Raw genomic sequence first — 19,859 nt, 5'->3', positions numbered from 1 at the left:
GTGCTCGACCTCGACCACTTCAAGCAGGTCAACGACCAGCACGGCCACCGTCGCCGGTTCGCCGCGTGCTGATGGCCTTCACCGAGCGCGTGCAGGCCTGCATCCGCAAGCGCGACCGTTTGTACCGCCTGGGTGGCGAAGAGTTCGTGCTGCTGCTGCCCGACACCGACCACAGCGGCGCCCGGGCGGCGCTGGAAAAAGTCCGTGATGCCGTCCAGGCCGAGCCGCTGGCCGCGGGCCAGCGCGTCACCACGTCGATCGGCGCGGCCACGCTGGAGGCCGAGGACGACTGGCCGCGCTGGCTGGCGCGCGCCGATGCCGCCCTTTACCAGGCCAAGGACGCGGGCCGCGATCGCGTCAGCTTCGACGACTCGGGCGCGGCCCGGCCCGGCGAGCGCCGGCTGCGCCTGGTCTCTGGCCGACCCCTGCGCTGAACGCCTCGCGGGCAGCCATCAGCAGCGCCCAGGCCAGCGCGGCCAGCATCAGCGAGGCCGCCCACAGCACGCTGCCCAGTTCGTAACCGCGCAGCACCACGGCGAGCCCCCAGCCGGCGGGCAGGCACAGCCAGCCCAGGGTGCGCAGCACGCGGCGACGAACGGGTGACAGCGGGCGCCCGAACCAGGCGCGGTGATGGCCGGGCAAACCCAGGGCCAGCAGCGCCCAGGCAAGCAGGTTCAGGGCGAACACCGGCGTGATCATGCCGAGGCCTCCCTGCGCGTGCTGGCTTCTTCCCTGGGTTCATCAGGAAGCCGCAGATGCTGCCGCCGGCCCAGCCAGGCGAATGCCAGGCCGAGCGCGATGACCGCCAGGTCCACAGCGGCCAGCGCCCCGTCGCCCCGGGGCAGGGTCGCAAGCAGGTGGCCCGCGGGCGTGGTCAGAAGGTTGAGCACCGGCAACGCAAGCAGCAGCGCCGCCGTTCCCGCATACAGATCTCGCCAGCCCCGGCCCCGGCGGTCGCGCCAGGCGCCCCAGGCGGCGGCAACGAGCCAGGCCAGGCAGAACACCGCGATTTCAGCCGCGCGGCGCTCGCCCAGCTCCCAGGGCAGCAGGCGGTTGGCCACCGCCATCGCGGCGACGGCCAGCGGCATGCCCGCCACCACGCCGACGTTCAGCGCACGCACGATGGCGTGGCCGGTGCCTGCGTTCCTCTGGCGCTTGGCCACCCAGACCTGCATGCCGCTGGCCAGCATCACGCAACCGGCCAGGCCCAGCAGGAAATACAGCCAGCGAAGCGTGCCGCCACCGAACTGCGCCATGTGCAGGCCACCGAGGAAGGTGTAGGCGCCATACCCGGCGCTGTCGGGCCGGCCGTGGTGCAGGAACTCGCCGGTGGCCGCGTCGTAGTGCACCTGCTCGAAGTTCCAGGCCACGCGGCGGCTGTGGTCGCCGCCGAAGGAAATGATGGCGCTGGCATCGTCAGGGTGATGCACGCTGGCCCAGGTCACCGGCCGGCCCAGGCGCTGGCGGGCATCGGCCACCAGCGCGTCGAGCGAGTGCAGGCGTTCCAGCGGGCGGCCGAGTTCCGGGCGTTCATAGGCATCGGTGGCCACGTCGAAGTAGTGGAAGACGTCGCCTTCGTAGGCCGTGTCCACGCCGGCGGTGACGTAGCTGAACATGAAGATCGCGACGCCGGTGTAGGCGATCATCAGGTGGAAGGGCAGGCCCAGCACGCCGGTGAGGTTGTGGCCATCGAGCCAGGCGCGCTGGCCACCGGCGCGCGGCCGGAAGGTGAAGAAGTCGCGGAAGAAGCGCTTGTGGATGATGATGCCGGCGACCAGCGCCACCAGCATCATCATGCCGGCCAGCCCGACCAGGTACATGCCGGGGTTGCCGGCATGCAGGTTGTAGTGCAGCTCGAAGAAGAAGTCGCCGCCGGCGACGTCGGGCAGCGGCTCGCCGGTGACCGGATGCAGTGTCTCGTGCCAGTGGCTGCCGTCGTCGAAAAAGGCGAAGTTGCGGGTGGCGCGGTTGCGTTCATTGCCGGCCAGCACGTACCAGGAGTGCGCGACGGGATGCATCGCGGCGGTGCGCGCGATCGCGGCGTCGAAACGTGGCTGCGCCGGCAGTTCGACGCCGTGCAGCCACGGCTGCGCCCAGTCGTCGAGCTCCTTGTCGAAGCAGGCGATGGTGCCGCCGACGAAGATGACGAACAGCAGCCAGCCGACCACCAGGCCCGACCAGGTGTGCAGCCAGGCCATCGATTTGGAAAGGGTGTCCTTCATGGCCGCGCCGCCGCCTCCGGGAACAGCAGGGTGATGCCCCACAGCGCCAATCCCAGGCCCAGCGGCGCCATCCAGGCACGCCAGGCCGAGCGGGCGGCGAACACGTAGATCGCCGCCGCGCACCAGGCCGCGAACGCGAACAGGGTGGCGAAGGCCACCCGGTCCACGCGCCCCAGCGGCAGCGCCAGGCTCAGGAAGGCGGTGAAGCCGTAGGCCATCGCGTAGCCGCCCACCAGGGCGGCGGCGACGCGCGAAGTCACGCCAAGACGCTGCGACATCACGGTCAGAACCGGTAGCCGACCGACAGCGTCACGCCGCGCGGCGCGCCGTAATAACCCTGCTCCCAGTACAGGCTGCCGAGGTATTTTTCGTCGGTGACGTTGTCCAGGTTCAGCGTGGCTGACCAGCGGTCGTTGATGGCGTAGTTGGCCATCAGGCCCAGCAGCGCGTAGGACGGCTGTTGAATGCGCAGCGGCGTGGCCGTGCCCAGGTCGTCGTAGGCGACGGCCTCGCGATGGATGTCCGACTGCCAGCGCAGGTTGGCGCCCAGGCTCAGGCCGGGCACGGCGGGCAAGTCGAGCACTGCGGAAAACCGCAGCAGCTGCCGCGGCACGTAGGTGCGCGCATCGCTGCCGTCGGCGCCCTTGAGCTCAAGCACGGTGTATCCACCGGCGACGTGCCAGTGTTCGCCCAGTCGCCCGGCGAAATCCAGCTCCACGCCCTGCGAACGGGCATCGACGCCGGCGTAGAAGGACCGGCCGGTGCCGGTGTCGAAGCCGGCGTATTCGGCCAGGTTGTCCTGGTCGGCGCGGAACACGGCCAGCGAGGCATTGAGGCCGCCGTCGAACCACTCACCCTTCAGGCCGATCTCGGCATTGCTGCCTTCGATCGGGCCAACCAGGCGGTTTTCGGCATCCACTTCCGACTGCTGGTTGAAGATCTCGCCGTAGCTGGCATACAGCGACCAGACCGGACCCAGGTCCAGCACCGCGCCGGCGAAGGGCGTGGTGCGGCTTTCATCAACGGTGTTGGATTCGCCGTAGCTGAAGCCTTCGGTGTCCACGCGGGTGTGGTTGAAGCCGGTGATCAGCTTGACGCTGTCGGCCAGGTTCCAGCGCACCGTGGCGTAGACGCTTTCGCGGCCGTAGTCGAAATCCGAGCCGTCCGAATACGCGTCGAAGCCGGGCTTCGGGTAGCTGCCGTCGAAGGCCTGGCCCGGCGCCAGCGGCGTGCCGACGTCGTTGCCGTACCAGGACAGTTCGCGGGTGTTGCCGTCGGCCCGGCTGGCGCCAACCACCACGTCGTGGTCGCGGCCACCCAGGCGCACCGGGCCGGTGGCGAAAACGTCGGCCGACAGCGCCTTGAATCGGCCACCGTAGGCCGACGGATAGGCGAACAGGCCCAGGCCGGTGACCGGATCGGGCGTGCCGTAGACGTAGAAGAGTTCGCTTTCTTCTTCCGTCTCTTCGTGGTTGACGGCAGCCTTGATCGTCCAGCCGTTGGCCATCGCATGCGCGACTTCCACGAAGGCGCGGGTGTCGCTGGAATCCCAGTACGACCAGTCGGCGCTGGTGCTGGTGGAAACGTCGTAATCGGTGGGCGTGCCGTCGGTGTAGAACAGCGGCAGCGCGCCCCAGAGGTTGCCCGTGGGCGTGTTGTCCTGGTGCGAGGCGCCGACGGCCAGCGTGGTGGCGGGGCCGAGGTCGGCTTCGATCACCCCGTAGAGCACGTTCTTTTCCAGCGAATAGCGGTCCAGATGGCTGTCGCCGTCCTGCCAGGCGGCGACGGCACGGCCGCGCACGCTGCCGCTGTCGTTCAAGGGGCCACCGACGTCGACGTCGAGGCGTCGCTGGTCCCAGCTGCCGATGCCCAGGCGCAGGCCGCCGGTGAAGTCACCGCCGGGCCGCTTGCGCACGAAGTTCACCGTGGCCGAAGGGTTGCCGGTGGACGAGAGCAGGCCGTTGGCGCCGCGCAGCACTTCGATGCGCTCGTAGATCGCGGTGTCGAGGTCGCCGTTCTGGATGCCGTAGGGCAGCGGCAGGCCGAAGCCGTCGCGCTGGAAGTTGCTGATGTCGAAGCCGCGGGCGGTGAAGTACACGCGGTCGGTTTCCACCTGTTCGACCACCACGCCGGTGGTGTTGGCCAGCACCTCGTTGATGTTGTCCAGGCCGAAGTCGTCCATCTGCGCCCGGGTGATGACGCTGACCGACTGCGGGGTTTCGCGCGGCGTCAGTTCCAGGCGGGTGGCGGAATCGGTGGAGCCGGCGGCGTAGTCGTCGGGCTTTTGCGCGGTGACTTCGACCGCGTCGAGCTGGGTAAGCGCCATGCCGGCGTCGGCGAAGGCGGCGGGGCTGGCCAGTGCGGCCAGCAGGCAGGCCGGAAGCACGGCCATGCGGGTTTGGGCAGACATACGGGTTCCTGGAGTTCGAAGGGGGAACCAGGCGTGGCGTCTGCTGGGCCTGAAGCGGCGGCGAGTATAGATGCGAGTGATTCGCGTTTGCAACAGCTCGGGGGCTTTCACATTTCCCGGGCCTGTCCGGTTGTTAGGCTCGGCGGCATCAAGCAGTGGGGAAAGCGCATGCCCAGTTACCAACGCCCGCGGGCGCCCTGGCTGGCGGTGGCCGTGCTGGCAGTCGCCGCGCTGCCGGCCCTGGCCGCCGTGCCCGTGCGGGTAATGCAGCCCGGGGCCGCCGACTTCGGCGAACAGTTCCAGCTCACCGGCACGCTGACCGCCGACCGCGCGGCCGGCCTGTCGCCGCGCGTGGACGGCCTGGTGCGCGAGGTGAAGGTGGACGCCGGCGATCGCGTAAAGGCCGGCCAGGTGCTGGTGCAGCTCGACGATGCGGTGGCCCGGCACACGCTGGCGCGGGTGCGCGCCGAAGCTGCCGAAACCGATGCCAGCGCCGCCGAAGCGCAACGCCTGCTCGACGAAGGCCGGCGCCTGGCCGCCGACAAGTTCATTCCCGCCAGCCAGGTCGGCACGCTCGAGGCCCGCCTGAGCCAGGCGCGCGCCGCCGCCGATTCCGCGCGCGCCGCGGTCGCCGAGCAGCAGGAGCTGGTGCGCCGGCACGTCCTGCCCGCCCCCTTCGACGGCGTCGTCGCCGCCAAACATGCGGAAGCCGGCGAGTGGGTGCAGCGCGGCGACACCGTGCTCGACCTGGTCGCCACCGACCGCGTGCGCCTTGACCTGCAGGTGCCGCAGGAACGGTTCGCGGCGCTGGCCGGCGAGGCGACGGTGCAGGTTTTCCCCGATGCGCTGGCCGGCGATGCCCTGCCCGCCCGGATCGAAGCGCGGGTACCGGTGACCGATCCGCAGGCCCGCACCTTCCTGCTGCGCCTGCGCGTGGACGACGCCGACGGCCGCCTGCTGCCCGGCACCTCGGCGCGCGCGGTGGTGTCGCTGCCCGCCACCCAGGCGGCGCTGGCCGTGCCGCGCGACGCCCTGCTGCGCCAGCCCGACGGCGGCTACAGCCTGTTCGTGGTGCTGCCCGACGGCGACGGCTGGGTGGCGCGCCAGCGCACCGTGCGCGTGCTGCGCGACCGCGGCAGCCAAGTCGCCATCGCCGAAGGCATCGAGGCCGGCGAACGGGTGGTGATACGCGGCAACGAAGCCCTGCGCGACGGCCAGGCCGTGGCGCCCGGAGAAGACTGAGCCATGGGCTTCGAACGCCTGCTGCGCCACGGCACCCTGATCGCGGTCGCCGTGCTGGTGCTGTGCGTGCTCGGCACCGCCGCCGCCCTGCGCGTGCCGGTGCAGATGATCCCCGACCTGGAAGTGCGCACCATCGGCGTGCAGACCCGCTGGCCCGGCGCGACGCCGCAGGACGTGGAGCAGGAGATCCTGCTCGAGCAGGAAAAATACCTGCGCACCATCCCGAACCTGAGCCGCATGGTCTCGAGCGCCAGCACCGGCCAGGCCAGCATCGAACTCGAATTCCCGTTCGGCGTGGACATCAACGAGGCGCTGATCCGCACCTCGAATGCGCTCAGCCAGGTGTCGAATTACCCCGAGAACGTCGACCAGCCCAGCCTGTCCACCAGTTCGTTCTCTAACAACGCCTTCATGTATTTCCGGATCGGCGCCCGCGAGGACAGCCCGCTCGAGCTCGACCTGGACATGATGCGCGACTACGTCGAGGACTTCGTGCGGCCGCGGCTCGAGCGCGTGCCCGGCGTGGCCCTGGTGCAGGTGGGCGGCGGCAGCGAGCGCCAGGTTCGCATCGAGGTCGATCCCGGCCGGCTGGCCGAACGCGGGCTCACCCTCTCACAGGTTCGTGAAGCCGTACGCGCGCGCAACCGCGACACCTCCGGCGGCGACCTTGACAGCGGCAAACGCCGCTACCTGCTGCGCACCGTCGGCCGGGTGCGCGACATCGGCCAGCTCCACGACCTGGTGGTCGCCAGCGAAAACGACGTGGTGGTGCGCCTGCGCGACATCGCCGAAGTGAAGCTCGACCACTTCGAACGGCGGGAGCTGAGCTTCAACAACGGCGAACCGGCGCTGAGCCTTTCGATCCGCCGCGAACCCGGTTCGAACGTGATCGCCATCAAACGCGCCATCCTGCCGGCGGTGGACGAGGTCAACGCCGACCTGCTGGCGCCCCTGGGCCTGGAGCTAACGCTGTCGAGCGACGACGCCCGCTATGTCGAGGACTCGGTCGCCAATGTCTGGACCAACCTGGCGCTGGGCGCGGGCCTGGCGACGCTGGTGATGTTCGCCTTCCTGCGCTCGAAGCGGCAGACCCTGGCCGGCGTCATCGCGATTCCCATCTGCACCATCGCCGCCTTCGTCGGCCTGCTGCTCGCCGGGCGCACGCTCAACGTGATCTCGCTGGCAGGCGTCGCCTTCGCCATCGGCATGACGGTGGACAACACCATCGTGGTGCTCGAGAGCATCGACCAGGCCCGGCGCAAGGGCCTGGGCCGGATGGAAAGCGCCATCGCCGGCGTGCGCCGCGTGTGGCCGGCCGTGCTGGCTTCGACGCTGACGACCGTGCTGGTGTTCGCGCCGATCCTGTTCATCGAGGAAGAGGCCGGCCAGCTGTATTCGGACATCGCCATCGCCATCTCGGCCTCGATCCTGGCCTCGATGCTGATCGCCGTGACGGTGGTGCCGGCGCTGGCCGGGCGTTTGTCCTTCGGCATCCAGGGCCAGCAGCGCGTGCCGGGCCAGGACTGGTTCGACCGCATCGCCAGCGGCACGCAGTGGCTGGCGGCCAGCGCGCGCCGGCGCATGCAGGTGCTGGCGGGCACGGTGGTGCTGGCCGGGCTGGCGCTGTGGCTGCTGACGCCGCCGGCCGAGTACCTGCCCGAAGGCGAGGAACCCAAGACCTTCGCGCGCATGATCGCGCCGCCGGGCTACAACCTGGCGGAAATGGAGGGCATCGCCCGCGAGGTGATGGCCGACATCGGCCCACAGGTGAAGGCCGACCGCGCCGCCTACGAGGCCGGCGACACCGACCTGCCGCCGCTGGCCTACTACAACCTCTCGGCCAGCCCCGGCGGCCTGCGCATCATCGCCGAGCCGGTGGACCCGGCCGACATCGAGGCGGTGATGGACGCGCTGGACAAGCGCTTCCGCGCCTACCCGGGCATGCGCGCGTTCTCCTCGCGCGGCTCGATCATCTCCAGCAACGACGGCGGATCGCGCAGCATCAACCTCGACATCTCGGGCATCGAGCTGGCCGAACTCTATGCCGTGGCCGAACGCGGCTACCGGCGCGCCGAGGAGTTGTTCCCCGGCGCCCGCATCGGCTCCGACCCGTCCAGCCTCAGCCTGGACCAGCCGCTGGTGGAGCTGGTGCCGCGCTGGGAACGCCTGGCCGAAGTGGGCTACGACGCCGCCGGTTTCGGCTTCGCGGTGGCGGCGCTGAGCGACGGCGCCTTCGTCGACGAACTGATCCTGGGCGACGACAAGGTCGACATCTACCTGTTCGGCGGCGCCGGCACCCAGCAGCTCGACGCCCTGCGCGAACTGCCGGTGGCCACGCCCTCGGGCGCGGTGCTGCCGCTGTCGGCCCTGGCCGACCTGCGCGAAAGCGCCGACACCGATTCGATCCGGCGCCTGGACGGCCGCCGCACCGTGACGCTGAACATCGTGCCGCCGCGCGGCATCGCGCTGGAAACCGGCGTCGAACGCGTGCGCGCCGAGTTGCTGGAACCGATGCGCCGCGCCGGCGAGATCCCGCCGGGCGTGGCCATCGAGATCAGCGGTGCCAGCGACCAGCTCGAGGCCACCCGCGACGCCGTGTCCGGCAACTTCGCGATCGCCCTGCTGCTGTGCTACCTGCTGCTGGTGGCGATCTTCCGGCACTGGGGCCGGCCCCTGTTCGTGCTGGCCACGGTGCCGCTGGGCGTCGCCGGCGGCATCATCGGCCTGGCGGTGCTGAACCTGTTCGTCAGCCAGCCCTTCGACATGATCACGCTGCTGGGTTTCCTGGTGCTGCTGGGCACCGTGGTGAACAACCCGATCCTGATCGTGGACGAAACCGTGCAGCGCATCGCCGAAGGCGCGGCCAGCGTCGAGGAGGCGGTGGCCGGCGCGGTGCAGTCACGCCTGCGGCCGATCCTGATGTCCACGCTGACCACGCTGTTCGGGCTGGCGCCGCTGGTGCTTATCCCGGGTGCGGGCACCGAGCTCTACCGCGGCCTGGGCGCGATCGTGCTGTTCGGCCTGGCGTTCTCGGCGGTGGTGACCCTGTGTTTCCTGCCGGCCCTGCTGGTGACGGTCCTGGGACGCCGGTCGGCGGCCGCGGCCAAGGCGGCGTAGACTGGAAGGCAGTCCTGACAGGAGTTGCCCGCCATGAAGATCCTGGTCGCCATCGACGGCAGCAAGGCCGCCGCCCTCGCCGTCAAAACCGCCATCGACCTCGCCAAGGCCATGGCCGAGGCCCCGACCCTGGTGCTGATGCACGCCGACGTGCCGCTGATGCGCCGCGTCGCCGCCGAGCTGGGCACCGAGGGCACGCGCCGTTACCACCAGGAAAACCACGACCACGCGATGAAGGCCGCGCGCACCGCGTTCAAGCGCGCCAAGCTCGCCTTCAGCGAAAAGCAGGTCGTGGACGACGCCGGCCCGGCCATCGCCAAGGCCGCCAAGGCCGGCAAGTTCGACCTGGTGGTGATGGGTTCGCATGGTCGTACCGCCCTGGCCAGCGCCCTGCTCGGTTCGGTGGCCGCCAAGGTGCTGTCGCAGAGCACCGTGCCGGTGCTGATCGTCCGATAAGGCGCTTCAGGTGCCGCAGAAGGTCTGCAGCACCTGTTCACCCGCGGCCGGCGCGGCCATGAAACCGCGCTGCGCCGGTGCGTCGTCGTAAGGCCGGCGCACTGCCGCCAGCAAGGATTCGAACGGCGCGAGATCGCCGCCCGCAGCGGCCGACAGTGCCGCTTCGACGCGATGGTTGCGCGGGATCACGGCCGGGTTGGCCGCCTTCAGGCGCTGCACGAGGTCATCGCTGCCGCCTGCTTCGTTGTCGCAGCGGGCGCGCCAGCGGGCGAGCCAGGCGTCCATGGCCGGCGTTTTCGGCAGCGGCGGCAGTTCATTGAAACCCGGATCGCCGGCCGCCACCGCCAGCGCACGGAAGGACAGCGTGAAGTCCGCCTGCACCGCTTCGAGCGCAGCGAGGAAATCGCGCACCAGCGATTCGTCGCCGGTTTCTTCGGTCGCCAGCCCGAGCTTGCGCCGAAAGCCCGCCAGCCAGGCTTCGCCGAACTGGCCCGCGAAGGCCTCGATGGCTTCGCGCGCATCGGCCAGACCCTCGTCGCCCTGGCGCCGGAAGTGCGGCAGCAGGCACTCGGCCAGCCGCGCCAGGTTCCACTGCGCGATCGGCGGCTGGTTGGCATAGGCGTAGCGACCGTGGCGATCGATGGAACTGAACACCTTGGCCGGGTCATAGGCATCGAGGAAGGCACAGGGGCCGTAGTCGATGGTCTCGCCCGAGACGGCCATGTTGTCGGTGTTCATCACGCCGTGGATGAAACCCACCTGCAGCCAGGACGCGACCAGCGCCGCCTGCCGGGCAGCCACGGCGCGCAGTAGCGCGAGGTAGCGGTCGTCGGCGTCGGCGAATTCCGGGTAGTGGCGGTCGATGACGTAATCCGCCAGCGTACGCACCGCCTCGTCGTCACCGCGCGCTGCGAAGAACTGGAAGCTGCCCACGCGCACGTGGCTGGCCGCCACGCGGGTGAGCACCGCGCCGGGCAGTACTTCGTCGCGCAGCACGTGTTCGCCGGTGGCAACGGCCGCCAGCGCGCGCGTGGTCGGCACGCCCAGCGCGGCCATGGCTTCGCTGACCAGGTATTCGCGAAGCACCGGCCCGATGGCGGCGCGGCCGTCACCTCGGCGCGAGAACGGCGTCGGCCCCGAACCCTTCAGCTGGATGTCGAACCGGCGTCCGTCGGGCGCAAGCACCTCGCCCAGCAAACACGCGCGACCGTCGCCAAGCTGCGGCACGAAGTGGCCGAACTGGTGGCCGGCATAGGCCAGCGCAATGGGCCGCGCGCCCTTCGGCAGCTCATTGCCGGAAAACAGGCGGTCGGCCGCGGTTTCAAGCGCCGGGTCCAGGCCCAGTTCGCCTGCAAGCGCCGTGTTCCACGCCAGCAGTCGCGGCGCGGAAACCGGCGTCGGCGGCGCGGGCTGCCAGAAACCGGCCGGCAGGCTGGCATAGCTGTGTTGCCAGGCGATGGCGTAGTCCTCAGTCATCCGTGCAGCATACGTCCTGCAGATACGCGCTTGCCTGCTGGCGTCGCCGTGGGTCGCCGGCAGGTCACACCCGACCAGGGTGTGGAGGACGTCGGGGCTCTTGGCGCGGGCAACTCCGTTCGTACCGACATACCGGGGGGGGGACTGGCCTGTTTCGCGATTCAGCGGTGCTGGTCGAGCAGAACCGGATTACCGTCGGGATCGGTCACGACGAAGGAGCCCGGGCCAGTACCGGCTTCGTCCACTTCTTTCACGGGCGTGATGCCTTTCGCCTTGAGCTGGCGCTGGATTTCGCGCACGTCGGTGAACGGATCCACCGGCTGGCCATTGTTGTCCCAGCCGGGATTGAAGCAAAGCATGTTCTTCTCGAACATGCCCTGGAACAGGCCGATGACGGTGTCGCCGTTTTTCATGATCAGCCAGTTGTGCTGCATCTGGTCGTGGAAGGCGGTGAAACCCAGCGCCTCGTAGAACGCGCGCGAGGCCTTGATGTCCTTGACGGCGAGGCTGACGGAAAAGTTGCCGAGGTTCATGGCGTGCTCCGGGAGATGGCGGCGAGCCGATGGTACGCCGGGTTTGGCGCTCAGGGATCCAGCAGCGCCTGCGCCACGGCTTCCGGCGTCTTGCGCAGCAGGGAGGTATTGACCTGCAACGGGAATTCGGTGACGTCATCGGGATAACCGGGCAGCCGCACGCCATGTTTCGCGGCGCGTTCGGACAGGGCCATGGAGGTAATACCCCCGGCCTTGAGCAGGAACATGCTGGTGCCATTCCCGAGCTTGCGGGCGGTGAATTGGCCGCTGGCTTCCAGGATGGCGATGACCCTGTCGGCCACCTGCCAGGCCTTGGCGTAGTCGGCTTCGTAGTCATCCAGGAACTGGTCGACGAAGGCGATCGACGGCCAGGCTGCCGGCAAGGCACCGCCGAACATGCGGCGCGTGTGGTACAGCCCCTCGATGAAGCTGGCGTCGCCGGCGAGCATGGCGCCGGTGGCCCCGTTGAAGTGTTTCCAGACCGACACATAGACCGTGTCGAACAGCGCCGCGTATTCCTTCACCGACCGGCCCGTGTGCTGGGGCAGGTTGAACAGACGGGCACCGTCGAGATGACGTCGTATGCCCTCTTCGCGAGCCCAGTTGCACAGCTGCACCAGTTGATCGAATTCGAAAAAGCGATGCTGCTGCCGGCGCACCGGGCTTTCGATGGACAGCACGCCAATGCGCGATTCGACGCGGCCGCCGGCGGTGCGTGCTGCCCAGGCTTTGGCGTCATCCAGCGTGAAGCTGGCCTGGCCGGGCGCCAGCGGCAGCAGCGTGAGGCCGCTCAGCGCCTGGGCGCCGTCGCCGGTGTCGTTGTAGAGGTGGCTTTCGGCCTGCACCAGCACGCGCGGGCTGTTTCCGGCCAGCTTGCGCACCGCCAGCTGGTTGGCCAGCGTTCCGGTGGGCAGGAAGATCGCGGCCTCCTTGCCCAGGCGGGCGGCGAACTTCGCCTCCAGCGCTTCGATGGCGCCGCCGCGGGAATAATTGTCGGGGATGAAGCCGGCGCGCCTGGTCGCCTGGTCCAGCAGCACCGCGTACTCGCGTGGGTTCAGCGCCAGTCCGTCGGAGTAGAAATTGACGTCCTGGAAGAGACCTTCCTGCCCTGTCGCCGCGAGCGCCGCCGACGCCGGCAACGCGGTCGACGCCATGGCCAGCGCACCCGTGGCGAGGAAGTGACGACGATCCATGCAGTGCTCCGGCGCGCTCCGCCACCGGGCTGGCGGCGTTCATAGCAGCCTCAGCATGCCGGGCGCTATGTGGGACGGTCAATGCGGTTTCCGGCGCCTGCGCGCCCCGCGTGACCCCACCAGAACAAGAAGGAGTACTCCCATGAAAATCATCATCGTGCTGATGCTGGCCGCCGGTCTTGCCGCCTGCGGCACCTATGGTTCCCGCGGCGGCTACTACGGCTCGTCGAAGTCCGGCGCTGGCGCAGGCGGCGACACCGTCCTCGTCTGCCACAAGGGCAAGAAGACCATGGAACTGCCGCGCGCCGCGCTGGACGGCCACCTGGGCCACGGCGACCGTCGCGGTCGCTGCTGAGCAAGCGCCCGGTTCCAACCCGCCTCGCCTCCCCCCGCCTTCACCGGCGGGCGGAGGGCCGGCATACTCGGCTCTCGACCTCGCTTTGAAGGCGGACCGATGATGCTGGGCAAAACCCTCGTTTCGCTGGGCCTCGGCCTGGCCTGTGCAACTTCTTTCGCGCCCGCGGCACACGCCGCTCCGCCGGTGATGCCGGCTGAAACGCGGACGACACTCAGCAAGGCGATCGCCGCCGACCACGACGAGGCGCTGGCCCGCCTGCGCGAGTGGATCGCGCTGCCGTCCATCAACGCCGAGAAGCTCAACCGCCAGGAAGGCGCCGAGCTGATGCAACGAATGCTGCTCGATGCCGGCTTCGACTCTGCGCGCATCATTCCCACCGATGGCGCACCCGGCGTGTTCGGCCGGCTCGATGCCGGCGCGCCGACGACGCTGGCCGTGTACTTCATGTACGACGTCAAGCAGTTCGAAGCGCATGAGTGGAGCCAGCCGCCGCTCGAAGGCCAGCTGGTGGAACGCGACGGCAAGACGGTGCTGATCGGGCGCGGCGCGATCAACCAGAAGGGCCCCGAAGCCACCCTGCTGACGGCGATCCGGGCCTTCAAGGCCACGGGCACCCCGCTGCCGGTCAACATCGTGCTGGTGGCCGAAGGCGAAGAGGAAACGGGCTCCGAGAATTTTGGCCAGATCACCGGCGATCCCGAAGTGGCCAGAGCCCTTTCGGAATCCGTGGGCGTGATCCTGCCGGTCGCCTGGCAGGACAACGACGGCGGCGTCGAAATCTACCTGGGCGCCAAGGGCGTGGCGGAAGTGCAGCTGGTGGCCGACGGCGCCAAGTCGGGTCGTGGCCCCGGAATGGAAATCCACTCCTCCATGGGCGCGTCGGTGGAGAACCCGGCCTGGCGCCTGGTGAAAGCGCTGGACACCCTCGTCGCCGATGACGGCTTTACCCCAGCCATCGATGGCTGGATGGACGACGTGCGACCGCTGTCGGACGAACAGATCGCCCTGATCGAGGCGGGCATCCGGCCGGGCTCGGAGGCCGCGGCCAAGAAGGAGTTGAAGGTGCAGGGCTGGATCGCCGGCGAGGATTACCGCAGCAGCCTGATTCGCCTGGCCTCGCAGCCCACGGTGACCATTCAGGGCCTGGTAGGCGGCTACACCGGCCCGGGCGGCAAGACCTCGATTCCCTCGCGCGCCGAGGCGAAGCTCGACTTCCGCCTGGTGCCCGACATGCAAGCCGATGAAGTGGTGGCCAAACTGCGCGCGCACCTCGACAAGCGTGGCTTCACCGACATCGAAATCGTGACCGGGGGAATCTACGGCCCCACCGAAACACCGCGCGACGCGGCCGTCGTGCAGGCGCTGGTTACCGCACTGGAAGGCGCCGGCCTGCCCCACACGCTGACCCCGCGCCTGGCCGGCTCCTGGCCCGGGTATCGCTTCACCGACCCGCCGGTGTCGCTGCCGGCCGTGTTCGTCGGCATCGGCCAGGGCGGGCAGGCGCATGCGCCGGATGAGTGGTACCTGATCGATGCCGAAGACCCGAAGCTGGCCGGCATCGACCGGCAGGCGCTGTTCTTCGCGGAGTTCATGTACGCGTTGGCAAGGACCAAGCCTTGAGGGAAGTTCGCCAGCGCTCGACGTTCGTTTAGTTCAGGAGTTCAATCCTGGCTGGCGTTCCGAGCTTTGCTGCAAACAGGACCAGCATGTCGAGACTGAACTTCTCCGTCTTGCCCCTCACGAGGTCGGAAACCCGACTTTGACTGACGCCCAGCAATTCAGAAGCAGCCACCTGGGTAAGCCGCCGGGCCTTGAGCTGCTTGTCGAGCTGCATCATCAGGTCGGCACGCAGGGTGAGCAGCTGTGCCTGGGCTTCATCAAAGCCCACGTCAACGAAAACGTTGCCGCTTGAACAGGTGATCTTCGATTCCTTGCTGGTCTTGCGCATCTGGATGCCTCGGATTATCGAATCAACTGCAGGCGCTGCCTGCCTTTCGCGATGTCCCTCGCCGGCGTCTTCTGCGTCTTCTTCTGGAAGACATGAAGCACATAGACCTCGTCGGCCTTCTCCACCATATACAGCGTTCGGAACGCGCCAAGTGCTGGGGCGCGCTGTACAGAGTAGTCAACCGCCGATGGCCGGAACTCAGGCGGCTACATCCACGTAGTTGACCCGTGCCACAGGCGGCGGAATCGGATCGCCGTCCTCGCGCATGCCCTCAAGATGGAATTCGATTGCCTCACGCATCAGCCGTTCTACCTCTTCCACCGAATCGCCAACGGCAACGCAGCCGGGAAGATCGGGCGCCCACGCCCCGTAGTTGTTTTCGGACTTCTCGATGACGATGGCGTAGCGCGTGGCATTCATTTCCGGAGACCGGCCTGCTTCAGGATGCTCCTGTGGACGAATGGCTGCAACGAGGGGTCGGATCTGAGAAAAGCTCCCGGCCAGTTCCACCCGCCTGCTACGTTGCCCCCTGAACACCCTGGGGAGGGAGCCACGTATAGCCTGCGCCACGGGCCCGCAGTATTCGCCTGACGGGCAGTGGATTGCCCTCCACACCAACATCAGCGGCGCCTCCAAGGTCTGGCTGCTGCCCCCCGAAGGCGGCTACAACGCCCGCCTGCTGCTCACCACGACAAGCGGAACCCGTCCACCGTCGACGCCTGGATCCGGCCGGCGGGGCAACCGCGTGCGCTCGATCCTGGATGCGACCGCAGCCGCCGCCTGGCGGTATTCAACACGCTTCCACGTATAGTGGACATTCGCAAAAAAGGGGATCTGACATGAAGAACCGACCCGCAGCACCCTTGATTGTTTCGGCCATGACATTGCTGGCCACTTCCCTGGGCGTGGCTCATGCGAGCACGCAGGACGAACGAAAGCATGATCGCCAGGACGATTCGACGGTGACAGCCGGGAAGGGCGAGCGCCCTGACCCCAAGGCTGCGCAATCGCGGCAGATCAAGCTCGAAGCGTCCACGGCGCCTCAGTCACGCCAGATCAAGTGGGACAAAGTGGACGAGCCCCAGCCGCAGTCCCGCCAGATCAAGCTCGACGGCGTGGCCGAGCCGCGGACTCAGTCCCGCCAGATCAAGTGGGACAGGGTGGACGACTCCCGACCGCAGTCCCGCCAGATCAAGATGGAAGGCGCGATCGAGCCCCGGCCGGAGTCCCGCCAGATCAAGACGGATCCTCCCGGTGATGGCGGCTGAGCCCGCCGGGGCTCCCACTCCACTGCGCACCGGGCTGCGACGCGACTCCGCCTTCTCCTTCCGCTGCCACGCCTGCAACCGCTGCTGCCGGCACAAGACCATCCAGGTGAACCCGTACGAGCTCGCCCGCCTGGCGCACGGGCTTGGCCTGCCGGTCGCAGAAGTGGTCGGGCGATACACCGACGAAGGGGTGCACCTGCGCCAACGAGAGGATGGCAACTGCGTATTCCTCGGCGCCTCCGGCTGCAGCGTGCACGGTGACCGGCCGCTGGTGTGCCGGCTCTACCCGCTGGGCCGCATCGTGGGCCCCGACAGCGAGGAGTTCGTTGATGCCGCGCCCCATCCGGATACCGAAGGCGTCTGGGGCACCAACGGCACCATCGCCGACTACCTCGACCAGCAGGATGCCCTGCCCTACATGGAGCTGGCCGACGCCTATTTCGGCCTCTTCCTGAAATTGTTGCAGGCCCCCGATGGCGCTGCGGCAATCCAGCCCCACGAAATGATCGACATCGATGCCCCGCTGGGCGAGGCGGGAGAAGACTCCCCCACGACCGTCGAAGCGCGTGCGCACCGGCACGTGCGGCGGCTTGCGGCGCGCGCAGGACTGGGCGCGGAGGTTACGCCGCTGCCATCGGTCAGTCGCTGCGATTAAGGACGGCCTGGCACGGTGCTCCGCCCTTACCCACGTGGCGCCCGGCTAAAACAGGGCCGTGGCGAACAGGGTCAGCGCGACAAGGACGAGTACGAACCCAAGCATCGGACTCACAGGGTGACGGGATTGCCCTTGTCGGTATCAATCTTGTACTGCTTAATCGCGCGCGCCACATCCTTCCCGTTCATCTTGCCCTCGGCCGCCAGCGCCGCGATCGCCGCGTGGGCGATGTAGTACCGGTCAACCTCGAAGAACCGCCGCAGGTTCGCGCGGGTGTCGCTTCGGCCAAAGCCATCGGTACCCAGCACGGTGTAATGCATCGGCACGAAGGCTCGGATCTGGTCGGCGAAGGCGCGCACGTAGTCAGTGGCAGCAATCGCCGGCCCCTGCCTGCCCTCCAGGCACTCGGTCACGTACGCCTTGCGCGGTGACTTCGCTTCCGGGTTGAAGCGGTTCCAGCGTTCGGCGTCGAAGCCGTCGCGACGCAGCTCGGTGAAGCTGGGGCAGCTCCAGATGTCGGCGGTGACGCCGAAGTCCTTGTCCAGCAGTTCGGCGGCGGCGATGGCTTCGCGCAGGATGGTGCCACTGCCCAGCAGCTGCACGCGCAGTTCGCCCTTCTTGGGCTTGCCGGCGTCCTTCAGGAGGTACATGCCCTTGAGGATCCCTTCCGCGGCGCCCTCGGGCATGTCGGGATGGGTGTAGGACTCGTTCATCAGGGTCAGGTAGTAGTACTCGTCCACCTGGTCCTCGAGCATGCGCTTCATGCCGTGCTGCAGGATCACCGCCACTTCGAAGCCGAAGGTCGGGTCATAGGCGCGGCAGTTCGGAATCGCGCCGGCCAGCAGGTGGCTGTGGCCGTCTTCGTGCTGCAGGCCTTCGCCGTTGAGCGTGGTGCGGCCGGCGGTGGCGCCCAGCAGGAAGCCGCGGGCGCGCATGTCGGCCGCCTGCCAGGCGCTGTCGCCGATGCGCTGGAAGCCGAACATGGAGTAGTAGATGTAGAAGGGCAGCATCGGCACGTCGGACGACGAGTAGCTGGTCGCCGCCGCCATCCAGCTGCTGAAGGCGCCGGCTTCGGTGATGCCCTCTTCCAGCACCTGGCCGGTCTTGTCCTCGCGGTAGTACATCAGCTGGTCGGCGTCGACCGGCTTGTACTTCTGGCCTTCCGGCGCGTAGATGCCGATCTGGCGGAACAGGCCTTCCATGCCGAAGGTGCGCGCTTCGTCGGCGACGATCGGCACGCAGCGCGGGCCCACCTGCTTGTCGCGCAGCACGATGTTCAGCGCCTGCACGAAGCTCATGGTGGTGGAGTTTTCGCGCTCGCCCGTGCTCTTCAGCAAACGCTCGAACACTTCCAGCTTCGGCGCCTCGAGCTTCTTGCTGGTCTTCTGGCGGCGCTGCGGCAGGTAACCACCCAGCTTTTCGCGGCGGCTGCGCAGGTATTCGACTTCCGGCGACTTCTCGCCCGGGTGGTAGAACGGCACCTCGGCCAGCTTGTCGTCGCTGATGGGGATGTTGAAGCGGTCGCGGAAGGCCTTGACGCCCGAATCGTCGAGCTTCTTGGTCTGGTGCGTGGGGTTGAGCGATTCACCCCAGGTGCCCATGCCGTAACCCTTCACCGTCTTGGCCAGCACGACGGTCGGCTGGCCCTTGTGCTTCACGGCGCGGTCGTAGGCGGCGTACACCTTGTGCGGGTCGTGGCCGCCGCGGTTGAGGCGGGCGATGTCGGTGTCGCTGAGGTTCGACACCAGCTTGGCGGTCTGGTCGTACTTGCCGAAGAAGTTCTCCCGGGTGTACTTGCCGCCGAAGGCCTTGCAGTTCTGGTATTCGCCGTCGACGGTTTCCATCATCAGCTTCTTCAGCATGCCGTCGGTGTCGCGCGCCAGGAGCGGGTCCCAGTAGCTGCCCCAGATCAGCTTGATCACGTTCCAGCCGGCGCCGCGGAAGCTGCCTTCCAGTTCCTGGATGATCTTGCCGTTGCCGCGCACCGGGCCGTCCAGGCGCTGCAGGTTGCAGTTGATCACGAAGACCAGGTTGTCCAGGCCTTCGCGGCCGGCCACGCCGATCGCGCCCAGGCTCTCGGGCTCGTCCGTCTCGCCGTCGCCCAGGAAACACCAGACCTTGCGGTCGCTGGGTTCGATCAGGCCGCGGCTTTCCAGGTACTTCAGGAAACGCGCCTGGTAGATGGCGCTGATCGGGCCCAGGCCCATCGAAACGGTGGGCGTCTGCCAGTAGTCGGGCATCAGCCACGGGTGCGGGTAGCTGGAGATGCCCTTGCCGTCGACTTCCATGCGGAAGTTGTCGAGCTGGCTTTCGCTGATGCGGCCTTCCAGGAAGCTGCGGGCGTAGATGCCTGGGGAGCTGTGACCCTGGATGTACAGGATGTCGCCCGGGTGGTTTTCACTCGGCGCGCGCCAGAAGTGGTTGAAGCCGACATCGTACAGCGTGGCGCCCGAGGCGAAGCTGGCGATGTGGCCGCCCAGGTCGCCGGGCTTGCGGTTGGCGCGCACCACCATGGCCATGGCGTTCCAGCGGATGATGCAGCGGATGCGCCACTCCATCGCGGCGTCGCCGTCGCCCTTGGTTTCCAGGTGCGGCGGGATGGTGTTGATGTATTCGGTGGTGGGCTGGAACGGCAGGTGGGCGCCGGCGCGGCGGGTCAGTTCGACCATGCGCTGCAGCAGGTGGTGGGCGCGCTCGGGGCCGTCGGCGTCGAGCACGGCCTTCATGGATTCGATCCACTCGCGGGTTTCGGTGGGGTCGAGGTCGTTTTCCAGCGCGTCGGTCAGCCAGTTCATTCCGTCTTCCTGAGGCCGGCATTCAGGCTCGGCCAGATGGTTTTAGAGTCAAGGCTCGGAGTTTAACGCAGGCCGCCAAGCCCGGGCGGAAAGAAGGGGGTCAGGTTCACTTTTCAAAAGTGAACCTGACCCCCGTCCTGCACTGGGCGGGTATGCTGCGGGCGGGGGATGGAGGCGGCGATGCGT

Annotated in this window: 18 protein-coding genes and 1 pseudogene; 8 read left to right on the top strand and 11 right to left on the bottom strand. The window is 68.3% G+C overall.

From position 1 onward, the window contains the following. On the top strand, window positions 1-434 hold a 434-nt coding region (locus ACE3TE_RS12330), incomplete at its 5' end, for a GGDEF domain-containing protein (protein ID WP_374605388.1). On the opposite strand, the gene ACE3TE_RS12325 is transcribed toward ACE3TE_RS12330, so the two are convergent. The 4 genes from ACE3TE_RS12325 to ACE3TE_RS12310 are packed head-to-tail and all read right to left on the bottom strand — an operon-like array spanning window position 358 to window position 4,632. Beyond that, window positions 358-699 (bottom strand): DUF3325 family protein, encoded by a 342-nt coding sequence (locus tag ACE3TE_RS12325; RefSeq protein WP_374605386.1) that lies wholly within the window; start codon window positions 697-699, stop codon window positions 358-360. The genes ACE3TE_RS12330 and ACE3TE_RS12325 overlap by 77 nt on opposite strands. After that, the gene (locus ACE3TE_RS12320) at window positions 696-2,222 is read right to left on the bottom strand and encodes a PepSY-associated TM helix domain-containing protein (protein ID WP_374605384.1); all 1,527 of its coding nucleotides are present in this window, start codon (window positions 2,220-2,222) and stop codon (window positions 696-698) included. The genes ACE3TE_RS12325 and ACE3TE_RS12320 overlap by 4 nt, the downstream gene beginning before the upstream one ends. Beyond that, window positions 2,219-2,482 (bottom strand): DUF3649 domain-containing protein, encoded by a 264-nt coding sequence (locus ACE3TE_RS12315; RefSeq protein WP_374605382.1) that lies wholly within the window; start codon window positions 2,480-2,482, stop codon window positions 2,219-2,221. The genes ACE3TE_RS12320 and ACE3TE_RS12315 overlap by 4 nt, the downstream gene beginning before the upstream one ends. Window positions 2,483-2,505: 23 nt before the next feature. Continuing rightward, window positions 2,506-4,632 carry a TonB-dependent siderophore receptor gene (locus tag ACE3TE_RS12310; protein ID WP_374605380.1) on the bottom strand — a complete coding sequence of 709 codons (2,127 nt, stop codon included), beginning with the start codon at window positions 4,630-4,632 and terminating at the stop codon, window positions 2,506-2,508. A 168-nt stretch (window positions 4,633-4,800) separates the two neighbouring features. On the opposite strand from ACE3TE_RS12310, the gene ACE3TE_RS12305 reads away from it, so the two are divergent. From ACE3TE_RS12305 to ACE3TE_RS12295, 3 genes are read left to right on the top strand one after another with little or no spacing between them, the layout of a single operon-like run. Next, window positions 4,801-5,874 carry an efflux RND transporter periplasmic adaptor subunit gene (locus ACE3TE_RS12305; protein WP_374605378.1) on the top strand — a complete coding sequence of 358 codons (1,074 nt, stop codon included), beginning with the start codon at window positions 4,801-4,803 and terminating at the stop codon, window positions 5,872-5,874. A gap of 3 nt (window positions 5,875-5,877) precedes the next feature. Next, window positions 5,878-8,991 carry an efflux RND transporter permease subunit gene (locus tag ACE3TE_RS12300; RefSeq protein ID WP_374605376.1) on the top strand — a complete coding sequence of 1,038 codons (3,114 nt, stop codon included), beginning with the start codon at window positions 5,878-5,880 and terminating at the stop codon, window positions 8,989-8,991. A 33-nt stretch (window positions 8,992-9,024) separates the two neighbouring features. Next, window positions 9,025-9,447: a universal stress protein gene (locus ACE3TE_RS12295; protein WP_374605374.1), complete on the top strand. Its 423-nt coding sequence runs from the start codon at window positions 9,025-9,027 to the stop codon at window positions 9,445-9,447. Window positions 9,448-9,453: 6 nt separating this feature from the next. Here ACE3TE_RS12295 and ACE3TE_RS12290 read toward each other — a convergent pair whose 3' ends face one another. From ACE3TE_RS12290 to ACE3TE_RS12280, 3 genes are all read right to left on the bottom strand, one after another. Then, window positions 9,454-10,923, bottom strand: coding sequence for a YdiU family protein (locus tag ACE3TE_RS12290; RefSeq protein WP_374605373.1), 1,470 nt, complete (start codon window positions 10,921-10,923; stop codon window positions 9,454-9,456). Between the two features lie 161 nt (window positions 10,924-11,084). Further along, window positions 11,085-11,456, bottom strand: coding sequence for a VOC family protein (locus tag ACE3TE_RS12285; protein ID WP_374605371.1), 372 nt, complete (start codon window positions 11,454-11,456; stop codon window positions 11,085-11,087). Between the two features lie 50 nt (window positions 11,457-11,506). Next, window positions 11,507-12,649 carry a low specificity L-threonine aldolase gene (locus ACE3TE_RS12280; RefSeq protein WP_374605369.1) on the bottom strand — a complete coding sequence of 381 codons (1,143 nt, stop codon included), beginning with the start codon at window positions 12,647-12,649 and terminating at the stop codon, window positions 11,507-11,509. 142 nt (window positions 12,650-12,791) lie between these two features. Between ACE3TE_RS12280 and ACE3TE_RS12275 the strand changes: the two genes are divergently transcribed. Beyond that, window positions 12,792-13,004, top strand: a complete 213-nt coding sequence (locus ACE3TE_RS12275; protein WP_374605367.1) for a hypothetical protein — start codon at window positions 12,792-12,794, stop codon at window positions 13,002-13,004. A 102-nt stretch (window positions 13,005-13,106) separates the two neighbouring features. Beyond that, window positions 13,107-14,627 carry a M20/M25/M40 family metallo-hydrolase gene (locus tag ACE3TE_RS12270; RefSeq protein WP_374605365.1) on the top strand — a complete coding sequence of 507 codons (1,521 nt, stop codon included), beginning with the start codon at window positions 13,107-13,109 and terminating at the stop codon, window positions 14,625-14,627. Window positions 14,628-14,655: 28 nt separating this feature from the next. Here ACE3TE_RS12270 and ACE3TE_RS12265 read toward each other — a convergent pair whose 3' ends face one another. The 3 genes and pseudogenes from ACE3TE_RS12265 to ACE3TE_RS12255 all read right to left on the bottom strand — a co-directional run bounded on the left by ACE3TE_RS12265 (window position 14,656) and on the right by ACE3TE_RS12255 (window position 15,375). Next, window positions 14,656-14,955, bottom strand: a complete 300-nt coding sequence (locus ACE3TE_RS12265) for a helix-turn-helix domain-containing protein (RefSeq protein WP_374605363.1) — start codon at window positions 14,953-14,955, stop codon at window positions 14,656-14,658. A gap of 14 nt (window positions 14,956-14,969) precedes the next feature. Then, window positions 14,970-15,092, bottom strand: a pseudogene (locus ACE3TE_RS12260) (type II toxin-antitoxin system RelE/ParE family toxin); the annotation flags it as partial. A 61-nt stretch (window positions 15,093-15,153) separates the two neighbouring features. Further along, entirely contained in the window at window positions 15,154-15,375 is a 222-nt protein-coding gene (locus ACE3TE_RS12255; RefSeq protein WP_374605362.1) for a type II toxin-antitoxin system HicB family antitoxin, read from the bottom strand. Between the two features lie 419 nt (window positions 15,376-15,794). Here ACE3TE_RS12255 and ACE3TE_RS12250 point away from each other — a divergent pair, with 419 nt between their 5' ends. Further along, window positions 15,795-16,223 (top strand): hypothetical protein, encoded by a 429-nt coding sequence (locus ACE3TE_RS12250; RefSeq protein ID WP_374605360.1) that lies wholly within the window; start codon window positions 15,795-15,797, stop codon window positions 16,221-16,223. Continuing rightward, on the top strand, window positions 16,213-16,878 hold the full coding sequence (locus tag ACE3TE_RS12245; RefSeq protein ID WP_374605358.1) for a YkgJ family cysteine cluster protein: 666 nt from the start codon (window positions 16,213-16,215) through the stop codon (window positions 16,876-16,878). The genes ACE3TE_RS12250 and ACE3TE_RS12245 overlap by 11 nt, the downstream gene beginning before the upstream one ends. A 110-nt stretch (window positions 16,879-16,988) precedes the next feature. Here the strand turns inward: ACE3TE_RS12245 and aceE are convergent, their stop codons facing one another. Beyond that, complete coding sequence (aceE, locus tag ACE3TE_RS12240) at window positions 16,989-19,673, bottom strand: pyruvate dehydrogenase (acetyl-transferring), homodimeric type (protein ID WP_374605356.1); 2,685 nt, start codon at window positions 19,671-19,673, stop codon at window positions 16,989-16,991. Between the last annotated feature and the right edge of the window lie 186 nt (window positions 19,674-19,859).

Origin of the sequence: Arenimonas sp. (assembly GCF_041919775.1) — a bacterium.
Taxonomy (GTDB): domain Bacteria; phylum Pseudomonadota; class Gammaproteobacteria; order Xanthomonadales; family Xanthomonadaceae; genus Arenimonas.
This window is presented reverse-complemented; position numbering and strand designations above follow the sequence as displayed.

Bases quoted from the DNA above. Each gene is read 5' to 3' on its own strand.
- ACE3TE_RS12300 (WP_374605376.1), top strand. From the start codon at position 5,878: ATGGGCTTCGAACGCCTGCTGCGCCACGGCACCCTGATCGCGGTCGCC.
- ACE3TE_RS12305 (WP_374605378.1), top strand. From the start codon at position 4,801: ATGCCCAGTTACCAACGCCCGCGGGCGCCCTGGCTGGCGGTGGCCGTG.
- ACE3TE_RS12280 (WP_374605369.1), bottom strand. From the start codon at position 12,649: ATGGATCGTCGTCACTTCCTCGCCACGGGTGCGCTGGCCATGGCGTCG.
- aceE (WP_374605356.1), bottom strand. From the start codon at position 19,673: ATGAACTGGCTGACCGACGCGCTGGAAAACGACCTCGACCCCACCGAA.
- ACE3TE_RS12250 (WP_374605360.1), top strand. From the start codon at position 15,795: ATGAAGAACCGACCCGCAGCACCCTTGATTGTTTCGGCCATGACATTG.
- ACE3TE_RS12265 (WP_374605363.1), bottom strand. From the start codon at position 14,955: ATGCGCAAGACCAGCAAGGAATCGAAGATCACCTGTTCAAGCGGCAAC.
- ACE3TE_RS12320 (WP_374605384.1), bottom strand. From the start codon at position 2,222: ATGAAGGACACCCTTTCCAAATCGATGGCCTGGCTGCACACCTGGTCG.
- ACE3TE_RS12325 (WP_374605386.1), bottom strand. From the start codon at position 699: ATGATCACGCCGGTGTTCGCCCTGAACCTGCTTGCCTGGGCGCTGCTG.
- ACE3TE_RS12290 (WP_374605373.1), bottom strand. From the start codon at position 10,923: ATGACTGAGGACTACGCCATCGCCTGGCAACACAGCTATGCCAGCCTG.
- ACE3TE_RS12245 (WP_374605358.1), top strand. From the start codon at position 16,213: ATGGCGGCTGAGCCCGCCGGGGCTCCCACTCCACTGCGCACCGGGCTG.
- ACE3TE_RS12275 (WP_374605367.1), top strand. From the start codon at position 12,792: ATGAAAATCATCATCGTGCTGATGCTGGCCGCCGGTCTTGCCGCCTGC.
- ACE3TE_RS12285 (WP_374605371.1), bottom strand. From the start codon at position 11,456: ATGAACCTCGGCAACTTTTCCGTCAGCCTCGCCGTCAAGGACATCAAG.
- ACE3TE_RS12255 (WP_374605362.1), bottom strand. From the start codon at position 15,375: ATGAATGCCACGCGCTACGCCATCGTCATCGAGAAGTCCGAAAACAAC.
- ACE3TE_RS12270 (WP_374605365.1), top strand. From the start codon at position 13,107: ATGCTGGGCAAAACCCTCGTTTCGCTGGGCCTCGGCCTGGCCTGTGCA.
- ACE3TE_RS12295 (WP_374605374.1), top strand. From the start codon at position 9,025: ATGAAGATCCTGGTCGCCATCGACGGCAGCAAGGCCGCCGCCCTCGCC.
- ACE3TE_RS12310 (WP_374605380.1), bottom strand. From the start codon at position 4,632: ATGTCTGCCCAAACCCGCATGGCCGTGCTTCCGGCCTGCCTGCTGGCC.